This window comes from Pseudoalteromonas sp. A22 (assembly GCF_018141345.1).
Classification (GTDB): Bacteria; Pseudomonadota; Gammaproteobacteria; order Enterobacterales; family Alteromonadaceae; genus Pseudoalteromonas; species Pseudoalteromonas maricaloris.
The window spans coordinates 1497790-1516744 of the sequence record NZ_CP047238.1 but is presented as its reverse complement, the minus strand read 5'-3'; the positions used below and the strand labels follow the sequence as shown (position 1 = coordinate 1516744).

Below are 18955 nucleotides of genomic sequence, written 5' to 3'. Positions count from 1 at the left end.
GTGAACTATTTCCAGACTAACACACCTTTCGGAGCTTCTTTAACCATACGATCGCTAGGGCGCTTGACTTTAAGTGTCCAAGTTGCATCCGCTGCATCGCCAACCCAGTAATCCCATTTATTAGAAGTCACCCCACAATGTAACCATAATTTCAATGGGTAATAGCCTTTTTCTAAAGCGATAGAATTAGTTTTAGTTAATTGAAAGCGAGAATTGTCGGTACGGTAATCTTCCGCATTCCATTTAAATTCATTTTTGAGAACACTACTATTTGATAGACTTAAATCGGCAACACAACTGTTTGCATAAAAATAAGTATCGTCTTTTTTTACCAAATCCAACATTAATATATAGTCACCGGCTTCTTCCGCATGGAAAAAACCATTCCATTCAATACCCACATGCGCCCCGGGGTATATTGACCAAGCCGTTTCATCCTGCTCTAAATTAATAAATGAAAATGCTGGTACTTTGGTATCAACAAACTCCCCGATTGGCACTCCTACTTGTTTATTTGACGCCCAAGTACCTGTTTTTTGTTCGCCAGAAAACACTGTTGCAACTAGACCATTTTGGTAAACGTTCAAGGTTTTTATTTCTGCTGGTTGCGCCGCTATAGCGGCTCCGCTAGCTATTGACAGCATTGCCATTGCTAATATGCTACTTTTTGGTTTTATCATGATATTCCCTACTTTTTACTGACCAATTGGTTTAATTTTGCCGAATGTATTCACACAATACGTGCGTGATAAATAGCTATTTGATACTTGTATTGCTTCTTTAACATTTGCAGTACTGCGCTCAATATCTAAGTCACTTAAGTTATTTCTGCTTATTCTTAGATTCTTGAGGTTCGATTTAGTACACCCCTGCTTGCTGTAGGTGTTAAATACCAATACAAAGTTTTTAATACGTTCGTCACTTTCTAACACACCAGAAGATGCCTTTTCAGCAAGCTTAATGGCCTTGCGGTGTTCTGCTTTAAGGCGAGATAAATCAAGTGCTGTTAAACTACCTTGTGCATGCTGTATTTGCGTTATGCTGGTTGGACTCATTTTATTTTCTAGACTATTCGCCGCGCTTACTAAAGCGGCTAGCCGCTGGTTGCTTGCAGCTATTTTAGAAACCGCATCAAGTGAAATAGCGTTTATCTCATTATCTAATGTTGTCACTCTGTTAGGGTAACTTGTTTTAAGATGACTAAACTGTGCAGCTATTGGGTCAATTAATTCACTATTTTTTGAGTTTTTATACTGGGTAGTTAAGCCACTTAATTTTTGAACTTGTTGCGCAAAAGACAAGCGGCTTGCTTGCTCCATCAAAGATTTTTCTTGCCTTGTTAAAAGTTGTGGCTTAGTAGTATTTAGGTGATTGAGTACACTCGCAAATGCTTCTAAGTCTGTATCTGTAATATTTTCTTGGTCTTCGGCTCGATTTACCAAAGACTCAAGTCGGATAAGGTTTTGGGTACGTTTTATTTTATCATGAGCCACTTTTTGCGACGTATTTAATGCGAGCAGTTGATAGCCTTTATACTGTCTGGACTTATCTACTTGCGTGAGCTTACTGAATTGAGTGAGCAACTTTTCTTCATTCTCAATCGTACTATTACCTTCAAATGCTCTAAAAGCATCAACTAAGGTAGCAACTCTGTTATCACTTTCATTTTTAAGCTGCTCGGCTAAATTTAAATTTGCTAAAAAACCTTCAAATAAGGAGAAGTTAGTTCTTTCTTTATCAAAATTAGTCAATTGCGAGGAACTATTGATAAGTGCAATTGCGCTGTCTACATCATTTAGTTGTTGAAAGTTTTTGGCTGCACTTTCTAAAGTGCTAAACCTTTCATCACTTTGCGAAATACTAAGCTTACAACGTGAAATTTCAGTCAAAATTTGATTATGAACTGGTTTTGCTCTTTTTTTGTCATCAGCCGTTATGTCTTGACCTAACAGTAAATATTGCTCGCATTGCTTTGCCCTATGGCTAGATTTATCTATCGATTGCGCAGCTAAGTGCAATGTTTTAAGCCTTTCGTTACTTGCTACGTCTTGAGCTGACATTGGCATATTTATCGTACGTCCAGAATTTGAAGGTCCTCCCGAACTGAATGCTCGTGGTGGTACAGTCGGCTTGTAGGAAGCAGAGTGTTGTTGATTATTCATTGTGTTAGGGTTGTTTGCCCCAAACATTTTTTGGCATACTTTAATTAAGCACAAAGCCACTAAGGCTGCAGCTATTAGTTTTACCATCAACTGCCAAAGGCGGTCTTGATGGTAAAGTTCACGCCCTTGGCTCACCATACTACCGAGCATATTGATTAGTCCTCTTCCGTTGCTTTAACAACGTCTTCAAGCTCGATAGTAAGTAATTCTTCATTACTCATTAATTCATAATTTGGTGTAAACGCTATACGCTCAGCTTGTAAAGGTAACAACTGCTCAAAGAATCCACGTATAGCCCGAGCGTTGCCAAAGTCGCTGTCTCTCGCTTGCTTTGCCATCCATTGTATATGTTTACGACAAACTTCTTCAGCTTCTTCTGTTAGAAAATAATGCCCTTTCCTCACCATAAGTTTAAAGATATCAAACAGCTCTTCTGAGTCATAAGATTCGAATTCAACCATTCTTGAAAATCGAGACTTTAAGCCCACATTACTTTCAATAAAACGGCGCATTTCGTCTGTATAGCCTGCAGCTATTACAACTAGCCTCTCTCTGTTGTCTTCCATCAGCTTTAACAAAGTATCAATCACTTCTTGCCCAGATTTATCCGGGCCACTTAATGGATCACTTCCAGATAATGTGTAAGCTTCATCAATAAACAAAACGCCATCAAGAGCCTGTTTAACCTTATCTTTCATCAATTGTGCACCAGAGTTTGCATAAACACTTGTAAGGGCTGCTCTATCCACTTCTACACAATGACCTTTTCTAAGTAACCCTATTGATTTTAATAATTTGCCGACTTTTCTGGCAACTTCAGTTTTACCAGTGCCCGGAGGGCCAGAAAAAACCATGTGAAGGTTAATTGCTCCCGTTGGTATATCCCTTTCTCTTCTGAGCGTTATTAATCTTGCAAAAGCGATTAGCTTATTAATTTCTTCCTTAACCGCATCTAACCCAATCATATCTTCAAATTCTTTTAGTACTTCTGTAAGTGAATCTCGCTTTTCAACTACTTCACTTCGAGATTTTTTCGTTTTGATAAAGCCTTGGTTACTCATTAGTCCATTACCTCGTTAACATCTTGTTCTGTTATTAATTTACGGCTAACTTCGCCGCTCTGCATTTTATGGGCAATTAAAGAGTCTGCGAATTTCCTCGCCTCATGGGCGTAGCTAAAATGATCTTTTTCTGCTCTTTCTAAATGTGCAAATTCGCGCTCTATACGCAAGGCAGCATCTTCCGCAACTGACCACTGCTTTTGCAAAAGTAAGTCTTTAACTAATGAAGTAAGAGTTTGGGGAGACACTGCTTGTGTGTTTATTCTTACTATGTGAAAGCTACGTAACCATTTCTTATTCGAGTCTGAAAACAGACTGTCTACTTTTTCTTCACTGCCATTGAACACCACAATGAATCGTTTAGGATTATCTTCAACAAATTCAGACAGTGCAGGACCCAAACTATCGATAGTTTTTTGATTGTCGTAACCTGTTTGTTCCAAGATCCAATCACAATCGTCTATAACGATGGCTCCACCATTAGCGGAACCAAAAAAATGCTCTATGACTGACGCAGGTTCATACCCATTAAAACGAGATTTAGATAGAGACACACTTCGCATTGAAGGCAGCGCATCAAAGCTATAAAATAATTTCGCTAAAAGCTCTGAAATATATGTTTTCCCCGTGCCGCTCGGGCCTGAAATAGTAATTAACACGGAAGGGGAATGTACTCCAAAACCAACTTGATTATGCTGTTTAGCTACTTTTACCTGCTCTACTAAGCTGTTAATAACATGCATTGCACCTTCCTGATGATGGCCAATCATTTCTAAAGCTGCACGCACCTCATCTTTAATATCATTTAAGTTATGCTCACGCTTCGGTTGTATCTGTTGATTTTGTGTTTCTTTATTTTTACTTTGATAAGTGGAAGCGCGAGTTGAATTGAGGTTTTGGCTATCAACTTTATAGGGTAAATAATGCCTTATTTTAGTAAGCGCTACGCTCATACTATGTGGTAGCAATGACATACTATTTAGCAAAATAAGTATAACTAAACCAAACACCACAAACAGAGTTAACCAAGCAAGCGAAGTTACAAATACAAACGCCAATATAAAAGCAGAGACCAATAAGCAGAACCTGAAGAAGTTACTTTGAGTCATTTAGTTAAACCTCAAGTTTTTAACTTCACCAACTCTCATAGGAGGCAACGCAAGATCACCAGAGCTGGTTTTTGCCGAAACTGTAATACCTCCACCACCATCTTTTAGCCCCTTAATCATAAGCTGAGCATTGCCCATCGAGTAAGGTACAACTATCGTTGTAGGTTCATGCATAATAGGGACAACATGTGTCATTCCACCTGCACTAACCTCGATAACATCACCATCTTCTGCCAGATTATCCCAAACCGTTACCCATGCGAGCGATATAAAGCCCCCTTCAGCTTCTTTTAATAAGTGTTCAGCTTCAGTTTCCGGTAAACCTGACGCACTTTTAGCCTTTTGCCTTTCTTTACTATCTGAAAAATCAACGGGTAGGAAGATTGTCGCGCCGTTTGCTACCGCAGCATTAAAACTACTATTTATCGCTTTTATTTCACTATCACTAATCGAGTCGGTGTTTAATTTATTAAATATTTGCGATGAAAAACTAACTGCAAGACTTGCTAAAACAAGCCCTACGCCAGCAAAAATGGTGTACAGTTTTGTTTTACTTTGACTATCTTGTCCATCTTCAATCGATTTTTGGGGATATGACTTTAAATTATGAGGTCTTGAAGCCTCTTTATTTCTTTCCTTCAAAGGGGGACGTTCCTTCATTACTCGCAAAACCTATCAACCGATTACATTAATTACACTCAGTTTCAAATATAAACAAATTAAATAACAATTAGAAGTTTTTGATCAAAAAAACAGCTAGATGTTCACTAAATCAACATCACTAAACTTGAGACACAAGATAAAAATGGAAAAAGGTTGTCAAACCAATACAATGCAGCTAGAATCCGCACCATCGCTAGCTTTGTTGGCGATGGAAAAGTATTCTAATATTTATGTCTTATGACTGAATCGGGGCTGATTAGGATTCGACGGGATTCAAGAAGCCTAAGGTGCATGTCGAGGTGCGGCTGGCCTCGTAAAAAAGCCGTATTTAAAGTAATCGCAAACGACGATAACTACGCTCTAGCGGCATAATAGCCCGCTAGCACTCCTCCATGATATTCTTGTGGATCTGGTTCTGGAGTGTCACCCTACACAAGATCGCTACGGAAACCCTGGCCGGGGTTGAAGGGCTAAAATTAAGCGGCCTCGCCTTTACTTATCGTGTTCGTCCGAGATTTAAAGGTTAACCAAAAGACGATACTAAACATGTAGGACCGAAGGTCGACGCTTTCCGGACGGGGGTTCAAATCCCCCCAGCTCCACCAAATTTTAGCGTTTTAAAACAGCCAGTTAGAGCAACATGCTTTGACTGGCTTTTTTGTTTTCGGGGCAAATATCCTAAAAAGTGTCCACATCGTGACCACATTTATATAAAGCCCAAAACCCGCATATTTTTTTGCTTTTAAGGCTGCGGGATTTAGCCTGCCTTCATCTACAATTTATCCAAATAACAATTCAAAATATGTCTTTATTGAGCCAATTTAGGCATAAATTCGGGATTGTCACTTCACCGTAATCACTATCAATTCTATGCTATCTGGACTAACATATTGATTAGATTTAAAGCGTAAGGAATATAGCGTGTCGTTAGCGAATGCTCACACAGTTCGCCAGAGCCGATTTTTGCCACTTGTTGCTGCACTACTCGTGTTAGTTGGCAGTATGCTTTACGGGCTGGTGTTATATGAGCAAGAAAAGGAGCATCATGCTGACAAGGTAGCGGCGGCACTTGCCTCACGACTTGACCATGTGACTGAGGGTGTGAACGAGCGCGTTACACTGTATTGGTACGGTATTTTGGGGCTTCGCACTGCAATTTATGCGAACCAGCAACACAGCTTTGACTATCAAGCGATGCAGCGTTATATCAGGTCGTTTGACTTCCAAGCGGAATATTCTGGGGCTCGTGGCGTGGGGATCATCAAATATGTCCCCGTCGATAACGTAAGCAACTTTGTGCAACAAGCACAAGCTGAGCGTACTGACAGAACGTTCTCCATAAAAACGCTAAACCCACATAACACCAGCAAGTTTGTTATCCAGTATATTGAGCCTGAAGTAAACAATGATAAAGCCGTGGGTTTGGATATAGGCTCCGAAGCTAGTCGCAGAACAGCGGCAATAGAAGCAGCTACTGCCAATGAACCGAGACTTACCGCTCCAATTACCTTAGTACAAGCCGACAATAAAATTAAATATGGCTTTTTGATCCTCGCCCCAATTTATACCTCTATTGGTATGGCAGCAAATGAAGAAAATCGCTTAGAAAACTTAGTTGGTTGGACTTATTCCCCATTACTTATCGATGAGATCCTGTCAACTTTGCTGTCTTTTCGACAAGATGTCTCGATTCAAATTTCCGATGTAACCAATAACGATGAAAACACGCCATTTTATCAGGTGCTAAAAGAAGATGTTAAAGAGTTGGATAACTCAGTGGCTAAACAGGTCAACTTGTTTGGTCGCACTTGGGAAGTAAAAATTTGGCCAACTCCGCAGTTTATCCGTTCACTCAATCTCGTCTCTCCTAATACCATTTTACAGGTCGCGTTGCTGGTCTCTACGCTATTGGCAATCATCACTTATATTTTGCTTTTAAGCTTTACCCGTCAGCGTCTAGCTGAAAAGGAAAAGTTAGCCGCAGAAGAAGAAAAAGCACAGTCCCTTGCTAAACTGAACTCGTCATTAGAACAGGAAGTAAAAGCACGAACTAAAGAAATCGTAAAATACAGCCAACTTCATACCAGCATTGTTGAAGGTTCGGGTTATGCCATTGTTGCCACCGATCCTGACGGTATCATTACCCAGTTTAACCCTGCAGCCGAGCGTTTACTGGGGTACAAAAAAGATGAACTCATTGGTAAATCATCCCCTGCCATTTTCCATCTCGAGGAAGAGGTCGTAGCAAGAGCAAAAGCGTTAACGGAAGAGCTTGGCAGAGTCATTGAACCTGGATTTGAAGTCTTTGTCGCCAAAGCCAAGCAAGGTGTGGTAGATACTAGCCGATGGACTTACGTCACTAAGCAAAACCAATACGTGCAAATTAAGCTGAACGTAACGACATTAACCGACGAACGCGGCAATGTTGATGGCTTTTTAGGTATTGCATTAGATCTCACAGAGCAGCTTAAGCACGAACGAGAACTCTCGCACGCCAAAGAAGCAGCTGAGCAAGCAGCCAAAGCAAAAGCCGTCTTTTTGGCTAATATGAGTCATGAAATACGAACCCCCATGAACGGCTTATATGGCACATTACAACTCTTAAAGTCGGAGCCACTTAACAGCACCGCCACTAATCTGCTTGAGAAGGCCACCTACTCAGTTAAGGCGCTTAACACCATCATCAACGATATTTTGGATTTCTCTAAAATTGAAGCCGGTAGAATTGAGCTTGAAGAACGGCCATTTAATATTGAGGTGCTGGTTGAACATCTGCGCTCAGACTTCTTAGTGTTGGCAAAAAACAAGGGATTAAAGCTTAAGATCCACGTTGAACTTGAGCATAAGTTTTGGCTTGGAGACGAGGTCAGAGTCAGGCAAGTGTTGCTTAACCTCTTGTCAAACTCCATTAAGTTTACTGAAACGGGCAGCATTATTACCCATATAAAACCGCTTCAAAATGATTCAGGTATGCTTATTACCGTTGCCGACACTGGCATAGGGATGACAGAAGCCACAATCAACAAACTCTTTTCACGATTTGAGCAGGCAGATAAGTCCACCACTAGAAAATTTGGTGGTACGGGACTTGGTCTTTCTATCACTCGCTCTCTAATTGACCTGATGGGCGGTACGATTAAAGTAGAGAGTACCGTTGGAAAAGGCAGTCTATTTAGCATCGAGTTGCCTATGCAAAAGTCTGAGATAACCTCAGAGCAACCAACAACCGACCAGCTGACCGCAGCTGACTTGAGCGGCACATCCATATTGCTGGCTGAGGATAACCCAGTAAATCAGCTAGTAGTGCGCTCTATGATCAGTAAAGCCAATGGTGATATTGCGATTGCGAATAATGGCAAAGAGTCTATTGAACAATTTGAGCTAAACAAACCCGACTTAATACTTATGGACATCCAAATGCCAGAGATGGATGGCGTTGAGGCTTGCAAACGTCTTAAGAGTAAAGATCCTAATATCCCCATCATCGCATTAACTGCAAATGCTTTTCCGGAAGACAAAGCCTTGTATGAGCGCGTCGGATTTGATGGTTATGTTGCCAAACCCATAGAGCAGCTTGAGCTTATCAATACCATCGCGACCGTACTCGCACATAGCCGTAATATGCAGTAACTTTTACAGATATGAGAACCCTCTGCGGTTAGCGATTACAAACTTAATCGTTTAACAAAGCTCGTGTACCTTTTTTGATTTACTGATAAAATAATCACCTCTACTCATCTGCAAGGATCGATCACCATGAAATACGCTAGATCGTTTGTACTCAGTTTATTCATCGCGTTTTTAGCGTTCGAAGCGTCGGCCAAATGCGATAAAACTTTGCGTGTAGGAATGAACGAAACGCAGTGGCCTCCCTATATTTCTCGCAGCGGAGGTAATGTATCTGGTATAGAAATTAATGCCCTCCACACCTTATTTAACAACTCTTCTTATTGCTTGGAATATGTTTTTTACCCCACCTCAGCACGAATGCTAACAGAGCTAAAAGCAGGCAAAGTAGACATGCTAATGGCCGCGACCAAAACCGCAACCAGAGCTAAGTTTGCGCACTTCACTACACCTTACCGCCTAGAAGTCATGGCATTATTCCAACATAAAGACAAACCAAAAATTGGCGGCGAAGTCGAGTCATTGATCCTTGCAGGAAACACATTTGCACTGAATGCTGGCAGCTACTACGGTATGGCCTTTGAAAAACTGATCCAAGACTTTTATAACGAGCAGCTGGTACACCTGCCCAATGCCGCTCGCCGCTTTAAAATGTTGCGTAAACAGCGAGTTGACTATGTTGTTGAAGATAAGCTCGCGGGTGAACACTTTATTCAAACCAAAGAGTATACCGATGTTATTTATTCTGGTATCGACGCGAATAAAACACCAGTTAGCTATATGCTTAGCAAAGTCAGTTTAACTACTTTAGATCTTGAAAACATCAATCGGCTAATTGAATTGCACCGAAGTGAGCTCAGCAGTTTGTTTTCTTTTCATCAAGTTTCCGATCCCCATTGAGAACCAAAGAGGCGACCTCTACATTGTTGCTTATCTTTGTATAATGCTGTTTATCGTAATTGATTTGGAACTATTTGTTACTGCCGACTACAGTTAATAGATGCGCCAAAATGTGGTTGGGGTTTGCTTGGTTCGGTTTTTACTCTTTGTAACTTGTACATTTTATTTTTGCCAACACGCGTTGGCGAAAGACTTTTCATATTTTGAAAGTAAGCTAGACGAGGCCAGCGACTATTTAACGGTTAACCCAGCACAATCACTGATTATTCTCGACAGTTTAGAGCAACTGCAAGATGTACCTGTGCCGTTATTTATTCAGTGGCATTTGCTGAGCGCTCGTGCCTCTGTACCAACAAATAAAGTAGATAGGCTCTATACCTCAATAAACGCGACCTTTTTGTATCCAGATGACATGTTTTTTAAAGCAAACCTCCCTACCATTTTAAGTGCACTTGGGATTTGGTTACGCAGACAGGAGTATCTTGATGATGCAGATACTAGCCTCAAGTGTGCCTACAAATATGCAGAAAATGACCGCCAGCGACTTACGCTGACTAACAGTATGGCGCTAGTTGCTCGCAACCAAGATGACTATCAAAAAGCGAGAGCATTGTATACCAAAGCACGCAAATTGGCTGAGGAGTTAAAACAAACCCCAGTACTTGCGATGATCGAAAGCAACTTAGGTAGCCTCGCGCTTGATCAAGGCCGAATATTTGAAGCCGAGCAGTATTTTCGTCATGCCCTGCTGGGTTATCAAGCAGTTGATAAACGATCTGGTCAAATCTCAGCGGGTATTAACTTGATGTTTGTTTTTCTAATTCAAAAGCAAATCGTCAACTACGAACGTTTACAAGGGCCCACATCTACCCTAACCACAGCCTTTCCAAACGAATCAAAACAAGCTTGGCTACAATGGCTTGAGGCGCGCTATAAGCAGCTCGAAGGGGACATGCCCAACCAAAACACTAAGCAAGCGTTACAACTGGCATATACCCAGTTAGAAAGCGATAAAGTAAAACTGCTAGTACATAGATATTTAGCAAAAGAGTTAGGCGTCGAAGTCACTGCCCCCCTCCCCATCACAGCTAAATCTTTTTCCAGTCCTTGGTTTGATAAAGTGAAACAGTGTAGTTGGTAAGCGAATACACTTGTTCCTAAACGCAAAAAAGCCGCTCAATGAGCGGCTTTTTCAAATTGGATTTGCTTATTCAGCAGCCTTAGACACCATAACCATCGCAGGGCGTAATAGACGGCCGTTTAAGGTATAACCTTTCTGCATCACAGCAAGCACTGTATTTGGTGATACATCATTGCTCGGCTGAATTGACATTGCCTGGTGTAACTCTGGGTTAAATGTTTCACCCTGTGGGTTTACCGCTTCAACACCAAATTTAGCAAGGGCATCGGCAAATGTCTTGATAGTCATATCAATACCTTCAAGCACAGGCTTTAGCGTTTCGTTTTCTTTGTCAGAAAACTCAATCGCACGCTCTAGGTTATCGATTACAGGTAACAATTCGTTTGAGAACTTTTCTAGCGCAAATTTGTGTGCTTTTTCAACGTCCTGCGCTGCACGGCGACGAACATTTTCAAGCTCAGCGGCGGCGCGAACAACGCTATCTTTTTGTGAGTCGATAGTTTGCTTAGCGGTTTCTAGCTCAGCGTACAGACCAGCGATTTCTTCTTCTGGGCTCAACTCACCCGCACTTTCGGCCTGCTCTTCCTGAGTTTGTTGCTCTGCTTGTGCTTCTACAACTTCTGCTTCCGCTTGTGTTTGTTCAAGCTCTTGCTCTGGTGCTTTTGTCTGCTCAGACATGTGGTGATTCTCCGATTCTTTACAACTGCGGTAATTATGGGGATTGAAATGAGAGTTTCAACCCTTTATTGCGGCAATTTTTTGAATTCTGACAAGATGGCTTCGATCTTTGAATCCGCAGGGCAAATGACGCAAAAGCGACTTTGATATTCTCCTTTGGAGAAATACGGCACACTGAGCACCACTACGCGATGTAAACCGAGCATGCTTAGCTCTTCGCCAAGTAACACGGATACGCCGTCTTTAAACGCTAAGCGGTCTTCAACTTGGTCTAAAAATCCGACGCCAAGATTAATCTCTCTATCCAACTCCAAACGGTTATATAAGTAGCGCTCGCCGACAACAATTGCATTATCTGAGCCTAATTGCTGACTTAACTGCTTAGTCCACTGGGCCAAAATATGATGACAACTCGGCGGTGCACTGTGCGCCATGGCACGCATTCGATGCAACCCTTCGACTAAAGTTTGTTGACTGAATACGGTATTCATCCAAGCCGCGAACTGGTAACGCAACGCGTCGGAATCATCAACGGGTTTATCAATACAAATATTGTGCGACTGCCCCGCTCTGTCTAACAGCAGAACCAGCCAATTTTTACGATCAAAATCGAGCACTTCCACACGGAACATTTGTTTGCTGCTAACTTGTGGTAATCCCACGCAGCAACAGACCTGAAAGTTTTGGCTCAATAAATGTGCAAAAGAGACTATTGCGGATTGATCAGGTTGCCAATGAACAGCAACATCAGCCAGAGGAAAAAACTCCTGTAGCCAGAATTTTACACCTTGGTCGGTGGGCACGCGGCCAGCTGACGTGTGCGGCGAATACAATAAGCCTTGATTTTCAAGTCTTGCCATTGCATTGCGTACGGTTGCAGAACAAATAGCAAGGCCGTCCTGCTTTGCTATTTTGCTGGATGCAACAGGCTGTCCTTCACCATTACAATAATGGCGCATGACCGCACACAGAATTTGTTCATCTCTGGGATTTAGTTTCATAATTATTTTAATATGGGTGTCAATTGCCAGTTTCAAGCACTACGCTTTTAATATAATCTTGCAACAAAGATACCAAGGACAAATGACTGAATGACGACCACGTTTAACACCATCGGCTTAATTGGCAAACCCAACCACGAAGGCGCGGGGACGACCTTACAACGACTCTACACATTTTTGCAAGCATTAGGATATGAAGTACTCGTAGAAGATCGCGTTGCGGAGCAAATAAAGTCGTTAGACGAAGACGCTGTTGTCGAGTTAGTTGAACTAGGTAAACGTTGCGATCTTGCTATTGTTGTTGGTGGTGACGGTAACATGCTTGGCGCAGCAAGAGTACTGGCTCGTTTTGATGTCGCCGTTATCGGAGTTAACCGCGGTAACTTAGGCTTTTTGACAGATTTGAACCCCGAAGGCTTCGAAGCGCAGCTAGAAGCGGTGTTGAGCGGCCAATTTATTGAAGAGTCAAGATTTCTGTTGGAGGTGGCAGTATACCGACATCACCAACTTAAAAGCGCAAATTTAGCAATGAACGAAGCCGTATTACACGCTGATAAAGTTGCGCATATGATTGAATTTGAGGCTTTTATCGATGACGACTTTGTATTTTCTCAGCGCTCAGACGGTTTAATTGTCTCGACGCCAACGGGGTCAACCGCTTACTCGCTTTCGGGTGGTGGGCCTATTTTAACCCCCGAACTCGACGCTATTTCACTGGTGCCTATGTTTCCGCATACTTTATCTAGCAGGCCTCTGGTAGTGGACGCAGAAAAGGAAGTCAAACTCAAGTTAAGTCTAGAAAACACCGACAGCTTACAAGTAAGTTGTGACAGTCATGTTGTACTGGCAGTGCTACCTGGTGACGAAGTTATCATCAAAAAAGCGGAGAAAAGACTAAGATTGATCCATCCCAAATGCTACTCCTACTACAATGTTCTTAGACAGAAATTAAATTGGGGCAGTAGGCTTTACTAAGCACGCAAAGTTACGCAAAATAACCTTGGTTAAATTTTCTAATTTAGGTAAATAACAATAAAATGGCTTACGTTGTATTTTTCACATTGGCGCTGCTTATCACTATACTTTCAGTGTATTTAGTGATTGAAAATAATAGAAGAAAAGCCCGTGAAGCGGAAAAAAAAGCCTTTAACGATCGTTTAAAAGTGATTAGTAGCAACTTTAAACTTAAAGTTGCTGAATTCGTTGAAGCGAAGATTTTAAGGCCAAAATACGCACCGCAGATCAATGCAATTGTTGGCAACTTTTTTGTTGTTCAAGCGCACTCGGAAGAGAACTTGGCGCAACTGGAAAAAGTGTCTGAGTTATTTATCTATTCAGTGACAAACGAGCTCAATAAGTGTCGCTCAAATGGCAATATGGATTTGCTTGCTGAGCAATTACAATATTTTGTTGCTGAATTACCCACGGCGGGCATTGCCTATAATCGTGACTTCTATCGCGAGATGCTTCCAGCTCTCATTGCACGCATTCAAACACCTGATACACCAGCAATACAGCAAGATGAAGATGTGCTGGATTCGCAAGAGCTAGGTGATTCAGAGCCATCCAACCAACAAATGCAAGCAGCCTTAGTAAAAGAGCACGCCATCGGTTAATCTTGCTATTATTTTTAGTAAAATTTTTTGATTTGAGTTGCTAAACAATAAAATACTGTATAAATTAACAGTAATTCTCTGTTAGGGTGTACAGTATGCTTTTAGCTTTAAATGTTCAAAATTTTGCTATTGTTAGTGCGCTAAATATTGACTGGCATTGCGGCATGACCGCAATTACAGGTGAAACAGGCGCGGGTAAGTCCATTGCAATTGATGCGCTTTCTTTATGTCTCGGTGAGCGTGCTGATCCTTCTGCTATTCGTCCAGGCACCGACAAAGCGGATATCTCTGCTCAGTTTGATGTTTCAAATCTCCCTGCTGCCAAACGCTTTCTAACGGAGCATATGCTAGATAACGAAGAGAATGAATGTATCCTTCGTCGTGTTATTAGTAAAAGTGGGCGTAGTAAAAGCTACATCAATGGCTCCCCTGTTACTGCTGGCCAACAAAAGGAGCTTGGGCAACACCTTATTGCTATTCATGGGCAACACGCCCATCAGCTACTGCTAAAACCAGAATATCAACTGCACTTGCTTGATGCTTACGCAAACCACACGACTTTGTTACAAGCAGTTAAGGGCCAATATAATCACTACCATAAGCTGCAAAAAGAATATGCCGAACTACAAAAGTCACAACAGACACAAGCCGCAAAAAAACAACTTCTTGAGTACCAAGTAGCAGAGCTTGACGAGTTTGCCCTACAAGAAGGCGAATATGAAGATATTGAGACCGAACACTCGCGCCTAAGCCATAGCCAGACCATTTTAGAACAATGCCATCGTGAGCTTTCTCGCCTTTATGAAAATGACGAGCAGACTGTGCTATCGCAACTACAACAAAGTGCACAAGTGTTCTCTGAACTCACCAGTTTTGACAAAACTCTTGAGAATATTGCGCAAGTGCTTGAAGAAGCTGCAGTACAAGTGGAAGAAGCAAGTAGAGAGATCCGCAGTTATTCCGATTCAGTCGAACAAGATCCAATGAGACTACAAGAGCTAGAAGATAGACTCTCTCAAGCTCTGGATTTAGCTAGAAAGCATCAAGTTCAACCTGAATTGCTACATCAGCACCATCAAGCACTGCAACACGAGCTTGAGTCTATTAGCTCTGATTCTGCACGATTGGATGCACTAGAAGAAGAAATTGCTGAAGCCATCAACGCCTACAATCAAGCGGCGCTTGGATTAAGTCAAAGCCGCCAGCAAGCCAGTGCATCTCTTAACGAGCGTATTTCTGCAAGTATGAAAGAGCTTGCGATGGGTGATGGTCAATTTGAGATCCAGTTAACGCCTAATCTTGGCGCAAAACCGAGCCCTTTTGGGTATGACCACATTGAATTTTACGTCTCGACTAACCCAGGACAACCTTTACAGCCTATGGGTAAAGTTGCCTCGGGTGGTGAGCTATCTCGGATAAGCTTAGCCATTCAAGTGATTATCGCAACACGTGTTACGACACCCACTTTGATTTTCGATGAAGTTGATGTGGGGATCTCAGGTCCAACTGCTGCAACCGTAGGTAAATTGCTACGCCAACTTGGTCAGTCCACGCAAGTTATTTGTGTTACTCACTTACCGCAAGTGGCATGCAGTGGTCACAATCAGTTCTTTGTCGCAAAACGGGTAGAACATGGCGAAACCTTTACCAAAATGACCCCAATGGCACAAAGCCAACGCATTGATGAAATAGCAAGGTTAATTGGTGGGGATAAAATAAGTGACACGACAAGAGCGAGTGCAAAGGAATTATTACAAGTGCAAAGTGCGTAAAACATTGAGTACCTGTCATCAGTCCTGACTGGCTATGTTTGTAGGCAACCTATAAACATAGCCTGTTAGCAAATACGAAAGGCAATTTTGTGTGATGTAACATGATTAACGGTAAACGTAGTTATGCCACTCTGTATGTAAAAACTCTGCCGTACATCCAGCCAAGGCGTTTTCAAGACTCAATGGTGACTCGCTTTGGGCTATCGCCTCTAAATAACTTTGCCTTTGAGATATTGCGGTTAAAATCGGTTCCGTACCAGAAATTGGATTACCATGAGAGAGCAGTAAAGTGAGACCGGCATACTTTTTTAATTTTTCTAGGGAATTAAAATGTGCTCGAGCTCCACTAATATGGACCGCAGGCAGAAGCGCCTCTCCCTCGTTTGATGTCATGATATCATCAGCTACATGAATATATTTATCGTTAATGATGGTGTATAAACCACATTCTACATGTCCAGTAATCAACTCAAATTTAAACTCGAACTCACCGAAATGTAGCACAGAGTTTTCATGCAGCTCATTAAGCCCCTCAAAATAGTGATGCTTCTCTTTAGCAGTATACTTATCTAATGTGTTTTTATAATGATGATTTCCAAACAGTTTTGGTCCTGCAAGCGCTGGCAACCCAGAGATATGATCCGGATGAAAGTGTGAAAATAAAACTTGTATTATGGTGATATCGAGACTGTTTAGATCTTCGCGAACAGCTTGTCCATGCGCTTCAAAGCCAGTATCAAGCAGCATGGCGGTATTGTTGTGAATAAATGCATAGATATTGTAGCCAACATGATCCCCAGCAAAAGGAGGAAATTGATAGAGATATAAATTCGTCGTTATTTTGATTTTGTGCATTCTTTATTTTTCATTCCTTTTTATTTTTCTTTTATCGAGCTTAATGCGAACGCCACAAGGACGCCACATTGAAACCCTGAAGCTTTGCCACCAAACTTTGAGCCAACTTTACCCAAAGCGGTTGCATGAATGCTACATTAAATCAGACCGTTTTACGTTTTATTTTTCAAGGTTGAATTGAATTGCTGCACGGATCAATGTACAAAAATGGGCTTCATTGATGGTGTCCTGCTGTTTAATATCAATCGCCCGTCTAGTGTTACCAGCAAACCCTGTATTGAATAACTGGTGCTCATCTTCAAACTTTGCGCCATATGCAAAGGTAAGTTTGACCTTATCTTTGTATACTTCGCCCGTGCAGATCATGCCAGCTTTTGACCATACGGGCACTCCTGTTGGGTTGCTTGGCTTACGCCATTTGATATCTTCCTCTACATCTTTATCAACACTTAGGATCAGACTTCTGATCTGCTGCAATACCGCCGCACGCCAATCGTTTACACTCGCTATCTTTGCAGTGACCGCATCAGCGCCTGAGTTTATCGTTTCATTCATGATCTTTCCTTAATATTATTGATAAATACATGTTAAGTGAAATTAAGTTAGCGGCTAACAAGGGTCTGTTGACCTTTGCTGTTTGATTTTTGTTCTTCAGAGTGCGTTTTGGTCGCGACGCTCGACTTGCCGCCTAGTAATCTAGGTAAAAGTTGAGCAACAATGAACAAAGCACACTCAGGTGAACCCAAAGGGCAGCGCTTGATTGGCATTTCTACTGTGTTCTCGCCTGACTCACATAGAACAACTATGCTACGCAGACTCTGCCTTGTATAAACACCAATCAAACTGCTGCAAAAACAAACTTAAAAGATAAACAGTCCCTACGCAAAATTCAAATAAAAAACCCCAGCTACAACGAATGTAGTTGGGGTTTGTGAACGACAAAAGCGTTAAACTTCTAAATAGTCCAAAATGCCTTCAGCGGCGTTGCGGCCTTCAAAAATCGCCGTTACCACTAAATCAGAACCTCGTACGGCGTCACCACCAGCAAAGATTTTCGGATTACTTGTTTGATGTGTAAATGCGCCTTTTTCTGGTGCAACAATACCGCCCCAGTGATTTATTGCGACATCGTATTGTGCTAACCAGTCAAGGTTGTGCGGCTTAAAACCAAATGCCATAATCACCGCATCGGCTTCTAGTGTATGCTCAGAGCCTTCCACGGTTTCAGCACTACGGCGACCATTTTTGTCGGGTTCACCTAATTGTGTTTTCACCATTTTAACGCCCGTGACTTTGCCTGAGCTGTCAATTTCAATACCAACCGGCTGTAAATTGAATCTAAATTCAACCCCTTCTTCTTTGGCATTTTTAACTTCTCGAACGGAACCTGGCATGTTTTCTTCATCACGACGATAAGCACAGATCACGGATTGCGCATTTTGTCTGACTGACGTTCTAACACAGTCCATCGCAGTGTCCCCGCCACCAAGTACCACCACGCGCTTACCCGCCATGTTCACATAGCTATGCTGACTTTCGTCATAGCCCATAACTCGGTTGGTGTTACCAATCAAAAATGGTAGCGCATCATAAACACCATCGGCATCTTCATTTTCAAGATTGCCTTTCATGCTTTGGTACGTCCCCACACCCAAGAATACGGCGTCGTATTGCGACAATAGCTCGTCCATTGAAACATCACGACCAACCTCGGTATTGAGATTAAACTCAACGCCCATTTCGGTGAAAATCTCGCGACGGTTTTCCATTACCGATTTTTCTAATTTGAATGACGGGATCCCAAAGGTCAGCAAACCGCCAATTTCAGGGTTGCGGTCATACACCACTGGACGCACGCCGTTTCGCACTAGAATATCCGCACAGCCAAGCCCCGCCGGGCCCGCACCTATGATTGCGACTTTCTTATCGGTCCAAGTAACGTAAGAAAGATCAGGCTTCCAGCCCTGTGCAAACGCCGTATCGGTAATATATTTTTCAATATTTCCTATAGTCACTGCACCAAACTCTTCGTTCAGCGTACACGACCCCTCACAAAGCCTATCTTGCGGACATACTCGCCCACACACTTCAGGCAAACTATTGGTACGGTGAGACAGTTCCGCTGCCTCAATGATTCTGCCCGTACGAATAAGTTTGAGCCATTGCGGAATATAGTTGTGAACTGGACACTTCCATTCACAGTACGGGTTACCACAATCTAAACAACGGTCGGACTGTGAATGAACTTGCTGCTCAGAAAAAGGCTCATAAATTTCAACAAAAGATTGCTTACGCGTAGAAATAGGCTTTTTGCGCGGATCTACACGTTGTACATCGATAAATTGGTAAACGTTCTCGCTCATTGCTCTC

General features: G+C 42.1%; 16 protein-coding genes and 1 other RNA gene. 7 read left to right on the top strand and 10 right to left on the bottom strand.

Annotated features, from left to right (window positions below):
* Positions 1-5 precede the first annotated feature (5 nt).
* From GSF04_RS11600 to GSF04_RS11580, 5 genes are read right to left on the bottom strand one after another with little or no spacing between them, the layout of a single operon-like run.
* Positions 6-680, bottom strand: a complete 675-nt coding sequence (locus GSF04_RS11600; protein ID WP_211859592.1) for a hypothetical protein — start codon at positions 678-680, stop codon at positions 6-8.
* A gap of 15 nt (positions 681-695) precedes the next feature.
* Complete coding sequence (locus GSF04_RS11595) at positions 696-2312, bottom strand: hypothetical protein (RefSeq protein ID WP_211859591.1); 1617 nt, start codon at positions 2310-2312, stop codon at positions 696-698.
* A 5-nt stretch (positions 2313-2317) separates the two neighbouring features.
* Positions 2318-3223, bottom strand: a complete 906-nt coding sequence (locus GSF04_RS11590) for an AAA family ATPase (RefSeq protein WP_211859590.1) — start codon at positions 3221-3223, stop codon at positions 2318-2320.
* Entirely contained in the window at positions 3223-4332 is a 1110-nt protein-coding gene (locus tag GSF04_RS11585) for an AAA family ATPase (protein WP_211859589.1), read from the bottom strand. The genes GSF04_RS11590 and GSF04_RS11585 overlap by 1 nt, the downstream gene beginning before the upstream one ends.
* The gene (locus GSF04_RS11580; RefSeq protein WP_211859588.1) at positions 4333-4992 is read right to left on the bottom strand and encodes a hypothetical protein; all 660 of its coding nucleotides are present in this window, start codon (positions 4990-4992) and stop codon (positions 4333-4335) included.
* 251 nt (positions 4993-5243) lie between these two features.
* Between GSF04_RS11580 and ssrA the strand changes: the two genes are divergently transcribed.
* The 4 genes from ssrA (at position 5244) to GSF04_RS11560 (ending at position 10663) form a co-directional block, all read left to right on the top strand.
* Positions 5244-5600, top strand: a transfer-messenger RNA (tmRNA) gene (gene ssrA, locus GSF04_RS11575).
* Positions 5601-5916: 316 nt separating this feature from the next.
* Positions 5917-8625, top strand: a complete 2709-nt coding sequence (locus tag GSF04_RS11570) for a CHASE domain-containing protein (protein WP_211859587.1) — start codon at positions 5917-5919, stop codon at positions 8623-8625.
* A gap of 126 nt (positions 8626-8751) precedes the next feature.
* Positions 8752-9522, top strand: a complete 771-nt coding sequence (locus GSF04_RS11565; protein WP_211859586.1) for a transporter substrate-binding domain-containing protein — start codon at positions 8752-8754, stop codon at positions 9520-9522.
* A 100-nt stretch (positions 9523-9622) separates the two neighbouring features.
* Positions 9623-10663: a tetratricopeptide repeat protein gene (locus GSF04_RS11560; protein WP_130164440.1), complete on the top strand. Its 1041-nt coding sequence runs from the start codon at positions 9623-9625 to the stop codon at positions 10661-10663.
* A gap of 66 nt (positions 10664-10729) precedes the next feature.
* Here GSF04_RS11560 and grpE read toward each other — a convergent pair whose 3' ends face one another.
* Both grpE and GSF04_RS11550 read right to left on the bottom strand, forming a co-directional pair.
* Positions 10730-11341, bottom strand: coding sequence for a nucleotide exchange factor GrpE (gene grpE, locus GSF04_RS11555; RefSeq protein ID WP_130126567.1), 612 nt, complete (start codon positions 11339-11341; stop codon positions 10730-10732).
* 65 nt (positions 11342-11406) lie between these two features.
* Positions 11407-12342, bottom strand: coding sequence for an HrcA family transcriptional regulator (locus GSF04_RS11550; protein WP_171039494.1), 936 nt, complete (start codon positions 12340-12342; stop codon positions 11407-11409).
* A 90-nt stretch (positions 12343-12432) separates the two neighbouring features.
* Between GSF04_RS11550 and nadK the strand changes: the two genes are divergently transcribed.
* The 3 genes from nadK to recN all read left to right on the top strand — a co-directional run bounded on the left by nadK (position 12433) and on the right by recN (position 15730).
* Positions 12433-13317: an NAD(+) kinase gene (gene nadK / locus GSF04_RS11545; protein ID WP_017217984.1), complete on the top strand. Its 885-nt coding sequence runs from the start codon at positions 12433-12435 to the stop codon at positions 13315-13317.
* 62 nt (positions 13318-13379) lie between these two features.
* Entirely contained in the window at positions 13380-13958 is a 579-nt protein-coding gene (locus GSF04_RS11540; protein WP_039492440.1) for a hypothetical protein, read from the top strand.
* Positions 13959-14053: 95 nt separating this feature from the next.
* Positions 14054-15730, top strand: a complete 1677-nt coding sequence (gene recN / locus GSF04_RS11535; protein WP_211859585.1) for a DNA repair protein RecN — start codon at positions 14054-14056, stop codon at positions 15728-15730.
* A 105-nt stretch (positions 15731-15835) separates the two neighbouring features.
* Here recN and GSF04_RS11530 read toward each other — a convergent pair whose 3' ends face one another.
* The 3 genes from GSF04_RS11530 to GSF04_RS11520 all read right to left on the bottom strand — a co-directional run bounded on the left by GSF04_RS11530 (position 15836) and on the right by GSF04_RS11520 (position 18948).
* Positions 15836-16585, bottom strand: a complete 750-nt coding sequence (locus GSF04_RS11530) for an MBL fold metallo-hydrolase (RefSeq protein WP_211859584.1) — start codon at positions 16583-16585, stop codon at positions 15836-15838.
* Between the two features lie 159 nt (positions 16586-16744).
* Positions 16745-17140: a DUF1801 domain-containing protein gene (locus GSF04_RS11525; protein WP_045990550.1), complete on the bottom strand. Its 396-nt coding sequence runs from the start codon at positions 17138-17140 to the stop codon at positions 16745-16747.
* A 392-nt stretch (positions 17141-17532) separates the two neighbouring features.
* Positions 17533-18948, bottom strand: coding sequence for an FAD-dependent oxidoreductase (locus GSF04_RS11520; protein WP_211859583.1), 1416 nt, complete (start codon positions 18946-18948; stop codon positions 17533-17535).
* Positions 18949-18955: the final 7 nt, after the last annotated feature.

Bases quoted from the DNA above. Each gene is read 5' to 3' on its own strand.
- GSF04_RS11600 (WP_211859592.1), bottom strand. From the start codon at position 680: ATGATAAAACCAAAAAGTAGCATATTAGCAATGGCAATGCTGTCAATA.
- GSF04_RS11595 (WP_211859591.1), bottom strand. From the start codon at position 2,312: ATGCTCGGTAGTATGGTGAGCCAAGGGCGTGAACTTTACCATCAAGAC.
- GSF04_RS11590 (WP_211859590.1), bottom strand. From the start codon at position 3,223: ATGAGTAACCAAGGCTTTATCAAAACGAAAAAATCTCGAAGTGAAGTA.
- GSF04_RS11585 (WP_211859589.1), bottom strand. From the start codon at position 4,332: ATGACTCAAAGTAACTTCTTCAGGTTCTGCTTATTGGTCTCTGCTTTT.
- GSF04_RS11580 (WP_211859588.1), bottom strand. From the start codon at position 4,992: ATGAAGGAACGTCCCCCTTTGAAGGAAAGAAATAAAGAGGCTTCAAGA.
- GSF04_RS11565 (WP_211859586.1), top strand. From the start codon at position 8,752: ATGAAATACGCTAGATCGTTTGTACTCAGTTTATTCATCGCGTTTTTA.
- GSF04_RS11560 (WP_130164440.1), top strand. From the start codon at position 9,623: ATGCGCCAAAATGTGGTTGGGGTTTGCTTGGTTCGGTTTTTACTCTTT.
- grpE (WP_130126567.1), bottom strand. From the start codon at position 11,341: ATGTCTGAGCAGACAAAAGCACCAGAGCAAGAGCTTGAACAAACACAA.
- GSF04_RS11550 (WP_171039494.1), bottom strand. From the start codon at position 12,342: ATGAAACTAAATCCCAGAGATGAACAAATTCTGTGTGCGGTCATGCGC.
- nadK (WP_017217984.1), top strand. From the start codon at position 12,433: ATGACGACCACGTTTAACACCATCGGCTTAATTGGCAAACCCAACCAC.
- GSF04_RS11540 (WP_039492440.1), top strand. From the start codon at position 13,380: ATGGCTTACGTTGTATTTTTCACATTGGCGCTGCTTATCACTATACTT.
- recN (WP_211859585.1), top strand. From the start codon at position 14,054: ATGCTTTTAGCTTTAAATGTTCAAAATTTTGCTATTGTTAGTGCGCTA.
- GSF04_RS11530 (WP_211859584.1), bottom strand. From the start codon at position 16,585: ATGCACAAAATCAAAATAACGACGAATTTATATCTCTATCAATTTCCT.
- GSF04_RS11525 (WP_045990550.1), bottom strand. From the start codon at position 17,140: ATGAATGAAACGATAAACTCAGGCGCTGATGCGGTCACTGCAAAGATA.
- GSF04_RS11520 (WP_211859583.1), bottom strand. From the start codon at position 18,948: ATGAGCGAGAACGTTTACCAATTTATCGATGTACAACGTGTAGATCCG.